This window comes from Streptomyces sp. NPDC043746, from assembly GCF_056436485.1.
Genome location: NZ_JBWKCM010000019.1, coordinates 20,551 through 35,167, shown reverse-complemented (window position 1 = coordinate 35,167; position 14,617 = coordinate 20,551). Strand labels below are relative to the sequence as shown.

Genomic DNA, 14,617 nt, shown 5'->3' with positions numbered 1-14,617 from the left:
TGGTGAAAATCCTGCACGTCGTCACGCTCCACACCCCGGACCACGCCTTCGGCGGTCCGACCCGGGTGGCGTTCAACCTCTCCAAGGTCCAGCGGGCACACGGCGACGACGCCCGGGTCATGGCGCTCGGCGACGGCTTCCCCGGCGGCGAACTCCCCAGCCACGTCGAAGGGGTTCCGGTCCACCTCTTCCAGGCCCGCCACCTGCTCCCGATGTTCGAGGTCAGCGGCATCACCTCCGCCGGGCTGCTGCGCACCGCCCGCCGCATGATGCGCGGCGCCGACCTGGTCCACGTCCATCTGATGCGCGACCTGGTGACCCTGCCCGCGGCGCTGCTCGCGCTCGCGACCCGTACGCCGCTGGTCGTCCAGACCCACGGGATGATCGACCCCACCGAGAAGAGGGTCGCCCAGCTCACCGACCTCCTCGGGGTGCGGAAGGTACTGCGCGAGGCCGACGCCGTGCTGCACCTCACCGAGATGGAGCGGCTCGATGTGAACGCCGTCGCCGCCCCCGTCCCGCTCACCCGCACCGTACGGCTGGTCAACGGGGTCCGCCCGCAGGAGCGCAAGCCCGCCCGGGAGCCCGGCCGCCCGCCCACCATCCTCTACCTCGCCCGGATCCAGGAGCGCAAGCGGCCCGAGGACTTCGTCGCCGCGATGCCGCACGTCCTCGCCCGCCACCCCGACGCCCGCTTCGTGCTGGCCGGTCCGGACACCGGGGCGCTGTCCGGCACCCTCGCCCTCGCCCGGAAGCTGGGCGTGGCCGACTCCCTCGACCACGTGGGTCCACTGGAGCACGACGAGGTGCTGGCCGCCGACCGCGAGGCCGATGTGTATGTGCTCCCCGCGATCGAGGAGCCGTTCCCCGTCTCGGTGCTGGAGGCGATGTCGGTCGGCACCCCGGTCGTCATCACCCGTACCTGCGGGCAGGCCCCCGACGTGGCGGCGGCGGGGTCGGGCCGGGTCATCGACAGCCAGGTGGGCGAGGACGAGGCCAACGCCCGCAAGGTCGCCGACGCCGTCCTGGAGCTGCTGGAGCCCGAGGCCGCCGAGCAGGCGGGCAAGGCCGCCTGGGAGCTGGTGAACGGGCAGTTCACCATCGAGGCCGTCACCGCCACCCTCCGGCGGACCTGCGAGGACGTGGTCCACCGGAGGCGAGGGTGACCGGGAGGCCCGTCAACGCGCTGGCTTCTCACGGGACTTGAGTGCGATCTGCCAGCGGTAGAAGCTCATCGCCAGCGCGAAGTCGAACCCGGCCCGCCCGTCCAGGAAGCCCCGCTTGTAGAGATACATGTAGGCGAACGAGACCACCGGCTTGAACGGTGCCTTGTGGAACAACTGCCCCTGGCGGGACTTGACCTGGCGCACCTGCTCCTTCACCTGGGGGTGGTGCTCCAGCCAGGCCTCCCAGTCCGAGTACCGGTTGTGGCGCTCGAACCAGGCGGTGACCGGGTCGAGGTCCTGGTGCTCGATGGGGTGCGTGAGCGTGCCCACGCTCGCCGCCACCGGCTGGTAGTGGCCCTCCACCTCCCCGATCCCCGGCGCGTCCAGGTCCCCGACCTCCGGGTAGTGGCAGCGGGTCCGGTCGGTCAACGACCGCTTGCGGATGGTGTATCCGTGGCGCAGCCGCTTGCCGGAGAACCAGTAGCCGAGCGGGATGTCGTACGCGGCGGGCTTCGGCGCCGACGGATCGCGGAAGGTCTGCCGCAGCTCGGCCAGCAGCCCCGGGCTCAGCCGCTCGTCGCCGTCGAGCAGCAGGATCCAGTCCAGGTCGGTGCGGACGTTCTCCAGACACCACTGCTTCTTGCGGGGGTGGCCCCCGTCCCAGGTGTACGTGACCACCTCGGCCCCGCACTCCTCGGCGATCTTCACCGTGTCGTCGGTGCTGTGGGAGTCCACCACGACGACCGCCTCGAAGTGGCCGAGCACCGACTTCACCGCCTCGGCGATGTTCAGACCCTCGTTCTTCGTGGGGATCGCCACGGCTATGGGCAGCTTCGTCGTGCCGGTGGTCATCCCTTGGCTCCTTCGGGCAGCCAGGCGTAGCAGCCTGTGGAGGTGAACGTACGGGCGGACTTCGGGATAGTGATCTTCCGCGACTCGCCCGTGTCGGAGGTGCCGGAGGCCAGCTCCTTGCCGTCCGCGCCCTCGATCTGCCAGGAGCAGTCCAGGGTGGGGGAGGCGGAGCGGTAGACGCCGGGGCGCAGTGCCCTGCCGGTGTGGGTGCCGTCCGCATAGGCGTACGCGGCCTCGTCGACCAGGTCCTGGTGCTGGGGGCAGAGCCCGGCCACCGCGGCCGGGGCGTCCTTGATCTCGCCGGTGGCGATGGCACCCACGGCCGTGTCCCGGTCGGCCTTGATCAGATAGCGCAGCTTGTCGCAGGTCTCCTGGCCGGTCTGGAGCACGGCGGCCGGGTCCATGCCCTTGGGTACCCGGTCCTCCAAGTACTTCTTCTGCTTCTCGGTGAAGGTCCCGGTGGCCGGAGTGATCTCCCCGACGGGTGTCCTGGGGCCCTCGGCGCTCGCGGAGGGAGCGGACGGCGCAGGGGCGCCCGGCTCCTCGGTGGCCGGCACCGCGGGCGTGTCGGTCGTCTCGGGCGGGGTGGACGTCGTGGCGGACGGGCCGGGGGCGGAGGGCCCGGAGGCCGCGGGGCGCTCTGCGCCCGCGGCCTCCGGCCCGTTCCCGTCGGCGGACGACCCGCAGGCGGCCAGCGCCGCCACCGTCAGGACGACGGCGGCACCGGCCAGGAACGGATTTCTCATGGGGTCAGCTGTTCCTCAGGGCGTAGTGCGCACTGACCTGGGAAGAGGTCAGCGTGGTCGGGTAGACGGCTGTCTCGTCGATCTGCCCGGCGAAGAAGTTGCTCGTCGGCCGGTTCGGCCAGCTGCCGAGGTTGTCCCCGCCGATCCGCCAGTACCCCGGGGTGCTCTCGTTGGTGGAGACCAGGGAGTTCGACGCGCGCAGCTGCCCGTCGACGTACAGCGACATGCCCTGGCCGAAGGGGCCCTGGGTGGCGACGACATGGTGCCACTGGCCGTCGTTGTAGGCGGCCGGGGTGGTGACCGTCTGGGCGGAGCCGGAGTAGACGCCGAAGACGAGCCGGCCGTCGTTGCGCATGTAGATGTGCTTGTCGTGGCGGGTGCTGTTCTGCTGGGTCAGGTTCCCGAAGCCGATGATCTTCCCGCCGCGGGTGGTGGTGGTCTTGATCCAGGTCTCGATGGAGAACCGGCCCGGCGCGGGGTGCTGCCGGTTGCTGTAGGCGTACTGGTTGGTCCCGTTGAACCCGATCGCGGTGGACGGGCCGGTGATGGCCGCCGGGGTCTGCCGGTAGGCCGGGGCGTTGCGCAGGAAGCCGTTGTTGAGGTTCCCGCTGCTGTCGTGGGCGAAGGTGGCGCTCGGCTCGTCGAAGCGCCAGTAGAGGATCGCCCCGTCGGACTTCACCCGGGCCGGGTAGGCCTGGGTGGAGGTCGCCACGGTGGCCGACTGGGCCGGGGACTTGGCGCTGGTGTTGATGCCGTCGCTCGCGGTGATCCGGTAGGAGTAGGTCTGGCCCGGCACGACGTCGGTGTCCGTCCAGCTCAGCTGCGGCCGGTTCCAGAAGACGGAGTAGCCGGTCGTGGTGTGGACGGGGGTGTTCGACCCGTCCTTGTAGACCCGGTAGGTCAGCTCACCGTCGTCGGTGTCGAAGCTGGTCTGCCAGTTCACCTCGACCGTGCCCGGGTTGAGCGTGGAGAGGCTGACGTTGGGCACCCAGGGCGCTCCGGTGTCCGGACCGTCCCAGAACCGGGTCAGGCCCTGCTGCGGGGCCCCGTTGACGGTGGTGAACTCGCCGCCGACCCACAGGTAGTGGCGGCCGTCCTTGCCGGTCTGGGCCATGACGCGCGGACCGACCGGCTCCCCGATGCCGTCGTTGGTGTCCGGGAACCACGGCAGCAGCTTCGGGTCGTCGACCGACTGGGCCAGCAGGTGTTTGCGCGGCTGGTCGGGGAAGGCGCCCATGGAGGAGCAGTCGTGGGCGTGGCTGCCGCTGTAGAGCACGCCGGAGTAGACGGCCACGGCCTGGGTGGCGCCCAGGCAGGTGTCCCGCCAGCGCTGCTGGAAGTTGCTCAGGTTGAGCGCGATCCGGCCGTCGAACACCCCGCCGCCGGTGCCCTCGTTGGCGGTGTAGAAGCCGGTGGCGTCGGTGGTGATGTCCATGACGGTGGACCGGTCGTGGATGAATCCCGGGTATGACTTGGTGAGTTGGCCGGTGGTGGCGTCGACGACGGCCAGCGCGTGGGTGCTGGTGCCGTTGATCCGGAAGAAGTCACCGCCGAGCAGTACGTTCTGCCCGTCGGGGGTCACCTCGACCGCCCGGCCGACCTCGTCGGCGTTGGCCGTGAACGGCAGCAGGGAGGCCCCGGCGGTCGTGACCGCCGCGAACCGCGTCCTGCTCTGGCCGCCGACGGTATTGAAGTCACCGCCCAGGTAGACCGTGTCGGAGGTGACGGCGAGCGCCCGCACGGTGGCCGAGACGGCGATCTTGAAGTCGTTGCGGACGGTGCAGGTCGCGGTGTCGATCGCCGCGATGTTGCTGACCCCGACGCCGTTCACGCCGCCGAACTGGCCGCCCGCGTAGAGCGTCTTCCCGTCGGGAGAGAGCGCCAGCGAACGTACGGTCGCGGTCCCCGAGGAGATGGTGAACGACAGCGAGCAGTCGGTGGGCGCCCCGGTCGCCGCGTCGAAGGCGGCGAAGTTCACCGCGGGCTGTTCACTCGTGCCGGGTGAGGCCTTGGGCGGCCGCAGAGTGGAGAAGGTGCCGCCCGTGTAGACCACGCCGTCGCCGGCCGCCATCGCCCAGACGATGCCGTTGGTCTGCCAGGTGGACTGGTCGTCCGCGGTGAGGGCCACCGGAGGGGTCAGTGCGGCTGCCGGGGAACCCCCGGCCGCCGTGGCGGTCAGGGCTCCGGTCAGCAGGCAGAGAGCGGCGGAAGCGGCCCGCAGACGGCCGCGCCCTCCGAATCCTTGCCCCGTACTTCCGTTCATCATTCAGCTCCGAAGGTGAGAACGAGCTGCGGCCGACAGGCCGCTGATCCTGCCTCGCCCGGCCGGCTGCGGGGACGTGGTGTCCCGCCGCCGGTCGGGGCGAGTGGGTGGACGGGGCGAAGCGCCCCGCCCCATGCCGGCGCGGTGAGCCCCGCCGAGTGCTCGGTGGGGACGGCGGTTGCGCCGGTGGTGCTCCCCGGCACGGACGCGCTGGGCGCCGGCCGGGAGTCATGGGTGACCGGGGGCCCGGTCCGGGCAGCGGCGGAGCCGGCCGGGGCGGTCGGAACGGCGGCCGGAGCGGGGACCCCGGCGGCCGGTGCGGTCACGGCGGTGAAGGGCCCGCCGCGCCGGGGTGCCGGGGCAGCCGGGGGCCGGGCGGGGGCAGGCTCCCGGCGTCCCGGCCCGGTCATCTGTCCACCCGGACGGCGGCGCCGGTCAGCTGGTCCGAGAGCAGGCGTATGTCCGCGTCCACCATGATGCGGGCCAGCTCCTTCGACTTGACCTCGGGTTTCCAGCCCAGCAGCTCCTCGGCCTTGGAGGCGTCACCGATCAACGCGTCGACCTCGCTGGGGCGTTCGTACTTCGGGTCGTACCGCACGTGCTCGCTCCAGTCGAGCCCCGCGTGCTCGAAGGCGAACTCCAGGAACTGCCGGACGCTGACCCCCTCGCCGGTCGCCACCACGTAGTCGTCCGGCGTGTCGCACTGGAGCATCCGCCACATGGCGTCCACGTACTCCGGCGCGTACCCCCAGTCCCGGACCGCGTCCAGGTTCCCCAGGTGCAGCCGGTCCTGGAGCCCCGCCTTGATCCGGGCCACCCCGCGGGTGATCTTCCGGGTCACGAAGGTCTCCCCGCGGCGCGGCGACTCGTGGTTGAACAGGATCCCGTTCACGGCGAACATGCCGTACGCCTCACGGTAGTTGACTGTCGCCCAGTACGAGTAGACCTTTGCCACGCTGTACGGGCTCCGCGGGTGGAACGGCGTCTTCTCGTTCTGCGGCGGCGGGCTGGCGCCGAACATCTCGGAGGACGACGCCTGGTAGATCCGGGTCTCGATCCCGCTGGCCCGCACCGCCTCCAGCAGCCGGATGGTGCCGAGCCCGGTGACGTCACCCGTGTAGAGCGGGGCGTCGAAGGAGACCCGCACATGGGACTGCGCGCCGAGGTTGTAGACCTCGTCGGGCCGGATGTCGCGCAACAGGTTCACCAGCGCCACCCCGTCGGAGAGGTCCGCGTGGTGCAGGACGAAGGAGCGCTCCGGCTCCTCGGGCCCCTGGTAGATGTGGTCGATCCGCTCGGTGTTGAAGCTCGACGAGCGACGTATCAGGCCGTGGACCGTGTACCCCTTGTCGAGCAGCAACTCCGCCAGGTACGAGCCGTCCTGGCCGGTCACTCCCGTGATGAGCGCGGTCTTCGCCACGTTTCCCCCTTCTCTGCTGTCCGTCCGTGCGACGAACAGTTCACCGACATATCGGAATTGGAGCGGTCTGCGGCAAAACGTCACCGCAGTCCCTCGCTGCTGGCACAATCCGAGCCATGACGACCGAACTCCCCGTCCCGTCCCAGGAATCCGCCCGTCCCCTTCTGCGCCCCGGCTCCCGCATATTCGTCGCGGGCCACCGCGGCCTGGTCGGCTCGGCGGTGGCCCGCCGCCTCGCCGACGACGGCCACGAGGTCCTCACCCGTGGCCGGGACCTCCTCGACCTGCGCGACAGCGCGCGCACCCAGACGTATCTGCGGGACGTCCGCCCGGACGCCGTGGTGCTGGCCGCCGCCAAGGTGGGCGGGATCATGGCCAACAGCACCTACCCGGTGCAGTTCCTGGAGGACAACCTGCGTATCCAGCTGAGTGTGATCGCCGGGGCGCACGCGGCCGGGACCGAGCGGCTGCTCTTCCTCGGCTCGTCGTGCATCTACCCGCGCCTCGCCCCCCAGCCCATCCGCGAGGAGTCGCTGCTCACCGGCGCGCTGGAGCCCACCAACGAGGCGTACGCGCTGGCCAAGATCGCCGGCATCGTCCAGACCCAGTCCTACCGCCGGCAGTACGGCGCCGCCTACATCAGCGCCATGCCCACCAACCTCTACGGGCCCGGCGACAACTTCGACCTGGAGACCTCGCACGTCCTGCCCGCGCTGATCCGCCGCTTCCACGAGGCCCGGCGTGACGGGGCGCCCGAGGTCACCCTCTGGGGCTCCGGCTCGCCGCGTCGCGAGTTCCTCCACGTCGACGACCTGGCCGCCGCCTGCGTAACGCTGCTGGAGGCGTACGACGGTGACGAACCGGTCAACATCGGCTGCGGTGAGGACCTCACCATCCGCGAACTCGCCGAGACCGTAGCGGAGGTGACGGGCTACCAGGGACGGATCTGCTGGGACACGTCGAAGCCCGACGGGACCCCGCGCAAGCTGCTCGACGTCTCCCGTCTGACCTCCCTCGGCTTCAAGCCGCGGATCCCGCTCCGGGACGGCATCGCCCGTACCTACGCCTGGTGGCTGGGCCAACTCCCGCCCGCCGCCTGACCGTCCGTGTCGCCGCCGGGCGTCACCGCCCGCGTGGCGGCACACCGGGGCTCCTCGCAACCGCACGCCCGCCGTCCTCAGTAGGCCCCGCGGCCGTCGGTGACGGCACGCACCGTACGGGCGAGGAGCCCCATGTCCGTGGCCACCGACCAGTTGTCGACGTACCAGAGGTCCAGGGCGACGGTCTCCTGCCAGGAGAGGTCGGAGCGCCCGCTGACCTGCCAGAGCCCGGTGAGGCCCGGCTTCACGGCGAGCCTGCGGTGCTCCCGCTCGTCGTAGCGGGAGGCCTCCTCGGGCAGCGGGGGCCGGGGGCCCACCAGGGACATCTGACCCAGCAGCACGTTGAACAGCTGCGGCAGTTCGTCGATGGAGGTCCGCCGCAGTGTCCGCCCCACCGGGGTCACCCGCGGGTCCTGGCGCATCTTGAAGAGCGGACCGTCGACCTCGTTGTCCTTGGTGAGCTGCGCCTTGCGCGCCTCCGCGTCCGCCACCATGGTGCGGAACTTCCACATGGTGAACGGCCGGTTGTGCTGGCCCTGGCGGACCTGCCGGTGGAAGACCGGGCCGCGCGAGGAGAGCCGTACGCTCAGCGCCACCGCGAGCAGCAGCGGCGAGAGGACCAGCAGCCCGAACAGTGCGCCGGCCCGATCCACCGCGGCCTTGAGGAGCCCCTGCGGGCCGCCGCGCAGCGGGGGTGCGATGTGCAGCAGGGTGAGCCCGGCCGCCGTCACGGGGCGGACCCGGGAGGCGGCGATGCCCGAGAGCTCGGAGAGCACGCACAGGGCGACGCCCGCGTCATGCAGTCCCCAGCCCAGCCGCCGCAGCCGGTCCCCGGTCAGCCGGGGCCCGGGAGCCACCAGTACGAGGTCCGCCTCATGGGCGTAGGCCCCGCCGAGCACGGTCGTCACATCGTCGTCCGCCGGGCAGGAGGCGAGCCGCCCCGGCACCTGCACCGTGTCCTGCGTCGGTCGGCCGGGCCCGACCGGAACCGCCGCCACCAGTTGGTAGGCGTGGTCCGTTCGGGAGTTGAGTAGCTGCGCCGCATGGTCGATGCCCCTCGCCTCGCCCACCAGGAGCACCCTGCGCACGCCCCGGCCCCGCCGTCCGGTGCGCGCCCGGCGCCGTACCCCCTCGACGACGGTGGCGACCAGCAGCCCCGGCGCCACGGCCAGGACGGCCGCCGCCGGGGCGACGGGGCCCCCCGCGGCCGCGTGCAGGACCGCCAGCACCCCGAGCAGCGCCAGCCAGTCACCGAGGGCGCCGAAAGCGCCGCCCGGCTCGCCCCGCAACGGGTCCGCGTACCGTCCGCGCGCACCGCGCAGCCCGGTCCACACCAGACCCGCGACGGCCGCCGCCCAGGGGTGGGGCTGCCCGCCCAGGTGGAGCAGGAGCCAGGCGGGTCCGGCCATGCCCAGCAGGTCGGTCAGCGCGCCGACCGCGGGGCGGTGGGCCGGCCGCCGACGGGCCGGTGGCCGGCCCGTGCCCGGACCGCGCTCGGCCGACGGGGCCCTCCACAGCTGCTCCAGGGCCGCCGTACGATTCCGGGAGGCGGCGGTACGGGGGCGTGGTGCGCCCCGGATCCCCACCGGCCCGGATATGTCAGTCTCCGGTATCTCGACATGCCCCATGAACCCCCCAGCCACAGTCGCACCCCCACAAACGCGACGCATCCGTCGATCCCTTGGACAGACGGATGCGCCCTCGCCCGGTGCACGATATCCACACACGTGCCATTTCGCTGGAGTTCTCGTGAAGTTCAGACGGCTCGGTCCAGACTCCCGCGATCTGCCGCAACCCGCCGATCTACCCTGCACAGGCCGGTTGTTGACGGGCTACCAGGCTGGCAAGCCCTTGTGGGGCGCGTCCAGTGGCAGTCGACGGCGGAAGCGTTCACTCCGGCGTGCGCCGGAGTGAACCCACAAACCCCCTGGCGGCGACCTGTGCCGTCAGGGGGCCGTGGTCCGTGGACGGCCCAGCCGGGGTGGAAGGGGGGCGCCAGCGAAGTCATGCGGGACCCGTCGTGTGCCTCCCGGCCGGGCGCCGGATCGGTGCGCCGCCGCCAACGAGTGCGAGGGCAAGAAGAGTTACCGAGATCACAGTCAGCCCGGTCGCCGCGAGGCCGCCTCGGGATGCCGCCCCCGCGGCCCAGCCGCCCGCGACACCGCCGCCGACGGTCGATCGGGTGCCACCGGTCGCGGAGTCGCCGGAGCCGGACGCCCCGTAGGGGCCGGATGTGCTGTCGGACCCGTTCGCGGCCGAGCTGCCGACCGCGCTGCCACTGGTGCCGTCGAGGCCTGTCTACCCGTCATAATCGGTGCTCATACAGCCACTTGACGCGCTCTCGGAGCCGACTGCGTCGCCGGAGCCGCCGGAGCTGTCGGACCCCCCTGATCTGCCGGACCCGCCGGACCCGGCCGTGTCCCCGCCGCCCGTGGCCTTGGGTGACCGTCAGCGTGATCGGGGCCGTACGCGTGGTGCCGACGTCGTTGCGGAACTCGGCGCGGTGGCGGTAGCCCTCCTGGGCCGTCCGCGCGGTGGACCTGAGCACCGGCTCGGTGGCCCCCTCCAGCTCCCGCCAGGTCCCGGAGGACCAGCCGGAGGCCATCGCTGAGGCGATCAACCGGTGGGCCGCCCGGCATGCGCTCATCCGGTAGCGGGAGCCGGGGCCCGGGCTCTACAACCTTGGCCCCGGGCCGGTCGATGCCGTGGGCCTGGGATGATGAAACGTTCCTGCACGCGAGCCCATGCGCGCGTGCCACTCTGCCGAGGGAAACCAGTGTTGAACGATATGAACGTCCTCCGTCCGAGCCGCCGCAGCCTGCTTTCCTGGGGTGGCGTAGCAGCTCTCTCCGCCGCCGGGCTGGGCTCGGGGATGTCCTCCGCGTACGCCGCCGGGGGCATCCCCGCCTCGAAGTTGATCAGGGTCGAGGGCAACACGGGGCCGGCCTACTTCCGCGAGAAGGCGCTGCACCACGGGACGGTGCTCCAGTCGATCGGCTTCGACAACGTCAACCGCCGAATATACATAGCCCAGCTCATGCAGGGCGGCATCAGACTCGCGGGCGAATCGAGCGCGCTGTCAGGCGCCACGCGTGACCTGCACGGCGACCTGACGGTCACCCAGTGGGACATGTCCGGCAACATCACCGGTCACATGTACCTGCGCGGCTTCGGCCACGGCGTCAGCTTCGGCGTCGAGCCGTCCGGCACCAGCACCTACCTCTGGTTCGAGGTCGACGCCGTCCAGGACCGCGACAAGATGACCAGCCGGGGTCGGCGGATCTGCCGCTTCAAGTTCGTCAACACCAATACGCCGCTGGACGCCACCAGCACCAGCTTGCAGAAGTTCACGCCCGTAGCGGGCAGCACCACCAACACCGTCAGCATCGACCCCGTCCACAACCGTCTGGTCCACCGCTACAACCTCGGCGGGATGCGGTTCGCCGTCCACGACCTGGCCAAGGCGCGCGCCGGTGACTTCGGCTCCCCGCTGGTGGACATCGCGCAGCCCGCCGTGAAGATCGACCCGCAGGTGTACGGCAAGCCGTCGTTCCAGGGCTACGCGGTGGGGGGCAGCTACCTCTACCTGCTGCACGGCAACTCGTACGACTACTACCAGGACCACGACGGCAACCCGGACACTCCCAAGATCAACATTTCTCGGCAGGGTGAGGGCAACACCCACCTCACTTCCGTGAACCTGAACACCGGTCAGGTCGTCAAGACCTTCCACACCAGGGCCGCCCACACCCTTTCCTTCCGTGAGCCCGAGGGCCTGGCGATCCAGATTCCCAACCCGGCGACGCCGGGCGTCTTCCGTCTCTGCATGGGCTTCGCCTCCGGTCTTCAGCCGGGCAAGCGCCTGGCGTCGATCTACTACAAGGACGACCTCGTCCAGCCGTAACCGACGCCGCTCCTCCCCGCGGGCGCAGCGAGCGCGTGGCGGCCGTCCAGGACCACGAACGCCGCCTGCGGGGAGGAGCCGACCCGTCCGCCGTTGAGCACGGTGGCCAGGACCCGGTCGGCTGAGGTGAGCTCGGGTTCGGCTCCTGTGCCAGGGGCCGTCAGGCGTTCGTGGCCCCTGCGGGTGGGGAGCACCTGCTCGCGTCGGATCTCCATCGCTGGAGTCAGCACGTCGATGCGTTCGTCGCGCTGCCGGCGGGGCATCCCGGTCGGTTCCGGGCCCTGGAGCGAACGCCGTGTGGGGCGGGCCGGTTGGTGCGCCAGGGCCCTGTCCTGTGTGCTGGCGGTGGTCGCCGCGTTCGTCGGGCGGTGGGGGTGGAGGGTGTGGTTCCAGTCACCGTGGAAGCGGTGGCGGGTGATGGGCAGGGCGGCGATCTCGTCGTCGCTGACGCGGGTGCCGGTGGAGTACTCCCCACAGCTGGAAGCCACGACTTGTCCCCCGGCAGGCCTTAGGTGGGCATACCTGAGTCCGAAGAAGTCGACGGTGTCGACGGAGCCGCCCGGGAGGCCCGGGGAAAGGGACCGGGTTCAGCCGAACTCGCCCGGAGGGAAGGCCTGTTCCGTCCAGATGGTCTTGCCGGCCGGGGTGTAGCGCGTGCCCCAGCGCTGGACGAGCTGGGCGACGATGAACAGTCCGCGCCCGCCCTCGTCGTCCTCCGCGCTGTGCCGCAGATGCGGCGAGGTGTGGCCGGTGTCCGCGACCTCGCAGAGCAGCGTGCGGTCCCGGATGAGCCGCAGTCGCAGCGGCCCGCCACCGTACCGGACCGCGTTGGTGACCAGCTCGCTGACGACCAGCTCGGTGGCGAACGACAGCTCCTCCAGCCCCCACGCGGTGAGCCGGCCGGTGGCCAGCTCGCGCGCCCGGCCCACCGCCACCGCCTCGGCGGGCAGCTCCCACTCGGCCACCTGGCTCTCGTCCAGCTGCCGGGTCCGGGCCAGTAGCAGGGCCGTGTCGTCGGCGGTCGTGGCGTCCGGCACCAGCGCGGAGACGGCCCGGTCGCACAGCTCCTCCAGTGAGGCGGCCGGTGCGCCGAGCACCCGGCCCAGCGCGTCGAGCCCCTGGTCGATGTCGTGGTCCCGGGCCTCCACCAGCCCGTCCGTGAACAGCGCCAGCAGGCTCCCCACCGGCAGCTCGATCTCCATGGACTCGAAGGGCAGGCCCCCGAGCCCCAGCGGCGGTCCGGCCGGCAGGTCCGGGAAGGTCACCTGCCCGTCGGGATGCACCACCGCCGGCGGCAGATGTCCGGCCCGCGCCATGACGCACCGCCGAGAGACCGGGTCGTAGACCGCGTACAGACAGGTCGCCCCCGTGGTCAGCTCGTCGTACGCGTCCGAGGGCGGGCCCTGGGGTACGCCGGGCTGCCCCACCAGGTCGTCCAGCCGGGTCAGCAGCTCGTCCGGGGCCATGTCCAGCTGGGCGAAGGCCCGTACGCTCGTGCGCAGCCGCCCCATGGTGGCGGCCGCCTGGAGACCGTGACCGACCACGTCCCCGACCACCAGGCCGACCCGGGTCCCGGAGAGCGGGATCACGTCGAACCAGTCGCCGCCGACCCCCGTCACATCGTCCGAGGGCAGGTAGCGGTAGGCGATGTCCACCGCCGACTGCGGCGGCACATGGTGGGGCAGCAGCTGGCGCTGGAGGGCGAGGGAGGCGGAGCGCTCACGGGTGAAGCGGCGGGCGTTGTCGATCCAGACCGCGGCCCGGGCGGCCAGCTCGTCGGCCAGGGCGACCTCGCCGTTGTCGAAGGTGTTGGCGGAGCCGTGGGCGAGCGGCCGGCCGGACACCTGGGGGCGCGGGCTCCGTACGAAGGTGACGAGCCCCAGCACGCTGCCGCCGACGCGCAACGGCACGACCAGGACGTGGTCGTCGAGCACCAGGCCGCCCGAGGCCAGACTGCGGTCCTGGGGCGAACCCGGCGGATAGGCGACCGGGGGATAGCGGTCGGCCGCGCTCCCCGGCGCGCCCCGGTACAGCGGCTCCGCCGCGTCGGCCGCCGCCGGGTCCACGGAGTGCTCACCGACCCGCAGGAGGTCCATTGCCGCCGAACTCCCGGTCGCGGGCAGCTCCCCGCTCATCACCGTCACCCGCGCGATGTCGACCCGTACGGCGGCGGCGAACTCCGGCACCGTCACCTCGGCGATCTCCTCGGCTGTGGTGACCACGTCCAGGACCGTCCCGATCCGGCGGCCGACCTCCACCAGCAGGGCGAGGCGCTGCTGGGCGCGCTGTCGGTCGGAGATGTCGAAGGCGTCCTCGCAGACCCCGAAGACATGGCCGTGGGCGTCCTCCAGCCGGTAGTAGGAGCACGACCACAGGTGCTCGCTGCCCGGGTCGCTCGGCGGAATCCCCTGGAAGTGCAGATCGAGGACGGGCTCCCCGGTATCGATCACCTGGTGCATCACGGCGTCGAGCGTCGAGGGGTACCCCGGGGTCACGAAGCGGCCCCCGGAGTACAGCTCGTCGGCCCGCATCCCCAGGTACTCCGCGAGCGGCCTGCCGATCTCCCGCTCGAAGGCGGTGTTGCTCCAGGTCAGCCGGAGGTCGGTGTCGTAGATCGCCAGCCCGACGGGGGACTGGGTGGCGAGCCCCTGGAGCAGCGCGAGCCGGGACTCCCACAGCCGCAGCTCGCCCAGCTCCGCCGCGACGAGCACCCGCTCCGGCGCCCCGCCGTCCGTACCACCGTCCCCCGGGCCGGCCAGCGGGCACAGGGTCGTCACCACCAGCAGCTCATGGCCGTCCCGGTGGCGGGCGAGGCGGATCTCGTGGCCGGCGGGCGGCTGCCCGGGCCCGGGCGGCTCAGGGAGGCCCGGGGCGGCGAGCGCGCCCGAGGAGACAGCGGCGGCCGGGCGGTCCGAGGCGGCCGGGAGCGGGCCGTCGGTCGGCAAGGGGGCCAGGAACGCGCTCAGCGGCCGCCCGGCGGCCTCCCGCGGGCTGTAGCCGAGCAGTGCGGTGGCGGCCGGGCTCCACCCGATGACCGTGTCCCGGCCGTCCAGAACCACCGTGGCCGCCCTGGTGATGTCCAGGGGGCCGCGGAATTCGGCGGCGTCCGCCGCTCCGGTCGCGCTCACCGCGACACACCGGCCTGGTCCATGGTCTTCAGAATCCG

At 72.0% G+C, this 14,617-nt stretch carries 10 protein-coding genes and 1 pseudogene; 3 read left to right on the top strand and 8 right to left on the bottom strand.

The features are described 5' to 3' along the window. The first annotated feature begins 2 nt into the window (after positions 1 to 2). Entirely contained in the window at positions 3 to 1,166 is a 1,164-nt protein-coding gene (locus tag AC0682_RS20590) for a glycosyltransferase (protein ID WP_478534437.1), read from the top strand. Between the two features lie 12 nt (positions 1,167 to 1,178). Here the strand turns inward: AC0682_RS20590 and AC0682_RS20585 are convergent, their stop codons facing one another. The 4 genes from AC0682_RS20585 to gmd all read right to left on the bottom strand — a co-directional run bounded on the left by AC0682_RS20585 (position 1,179) and on the right by gmd (position 6,447). Next, the gene (locus tag AC0682_RS20585; protein WP_478534436.1) at positions 1,179 to 2,018 is read right to left on the bottom strand and encodes a glycosyltransferase family 2 protein; all 840 of its coding nucleotides are present in this window, start codon (positions 2,016 to 2,018) and stop codon (positions 1,179 to 1,181) included. Then, positions 2,015 to 2,764 carry a hypothetical protein gene (locus AC0682_RS20580; protein WP_478534434.1) on the bottom strand — a complete coding sequence of 250 codons (750 nt, stop codon included), beginning with the start codon at positions 2,762 to 2,764 and terminating at the stop codon, positions 2,015 to 2,017. Before AC0682_RS20580 ends, AC0682_RS20585 begins: the two co-directional genes overlap by 4 nt. A gap of 4 nt (positions 2,765 to 2,768) precedes the next feature. Next, on the bottom strand, positions 2,769 to 5,030 hold the full coding sequence (locus tag AC0682_RS20575) for a LamG-like jellyroll fold domain-containing protein (protein WP_478534432.1): 2,262 nt from the start codon (positions 5,028 to 5,030) through the stop codon (positions 2,769 to 2,771). 403 nt (positions 5,031 to 5,433) lie between these two features. Further along, positions 5,434 to 6,447, bottom strand: a complete 1,014-nt coding sequence (gmd, locus tag AC0682_RS20570) for a GDP-mannose 4,6-dehydratase (protein WP_478534431.1) — start codon at positions 6,445 to 6,447, stop codon at positions 5,434 to 5,436. A gap of 116 nt (positions 6,448 to 6,563) precedes the next feature. Between gmd and AC0682_RS20565 the strand changes: the two genes are divergently transcribed. Then, positions 6,564 to 7,547, top strand: coding sequence for a GDP-L-fucose synthase family protein (locus tag AC0682_RS20565; RefSeq protein ID WP_478534430.1), 984 nt, complete (start codon positions 6,564 to 6,566; stop codon positions 7,545 to 7,547). Between the two features lie 77 nt (positions 7,548 to 7,624). Here the strand turns inward: AC0682_RS20565 and AC0682_RS20560 are convergent, their stop codons facing one another. After that, entirely contained in the window at positions 7,625 to 9,175 is a 1,551-nt protein-coding gene (locus tag AC0682_RS20560; protein ID WP_478534429.1) for a sugar transferase, read from the bottom strand. Positions 9,176 to 9,852: 677 nt separating this feature from the next. Next, a complete protein-coding gene (locus AC0682_RS20555; RefSeq protein WP_478534428.1) occupies positions 9,853 to 10,194 on the bottom strand; it encodes a hypothetical protein in 342 nt (113 codons plus the stop codon). 141 nt (positions 10,195 to 10,335) lie between these two features. On the opposite strand from AC0682_RS20555, the gene AC0682_RS20550 reads away from it, so the two are divergent. Beyond that, the gene (locus tag AC0682_RS20550; RefSeq protein WP_478534427.1) at positions 10,336 to 11,451 is read left to right on the top strand and encodes a phage baseplate protein; all 1,116 of its coding nucleotides are present in this window, start codon (positions 10,336 to 10,338) and stop codon (positions 11,449 to 11,451) included. 92 nt (positions 11,452 to 11,543) lie between these two features. Here AC0682_RS20550 and AC0682_RS20545 read toward each other — a convergent pair. Next, positions 11,544 to 11,924 (bottom strand): annotated as a pseudogene (locus AC0682_RS20545) (ISAzo13 family transposase); the annotation flags it as partial. Between the two features lie 114 nt (positions 11,925 to 12,038). After that, positions 12,039 to 14,579 (bottom strand): SpoIIE family protein phosphatase, encoded by a 2,541-nt coding sequence (locus tag AC0682_RS20540; RefSeq protein ID WP_478534426.1) that lies wholly within the window; start codon positions 14,577 to 14,579, stop codon positions 12,039 to 12,041. Positions 14,580 to 14,617: the final 38 nt, after the last annotated feature.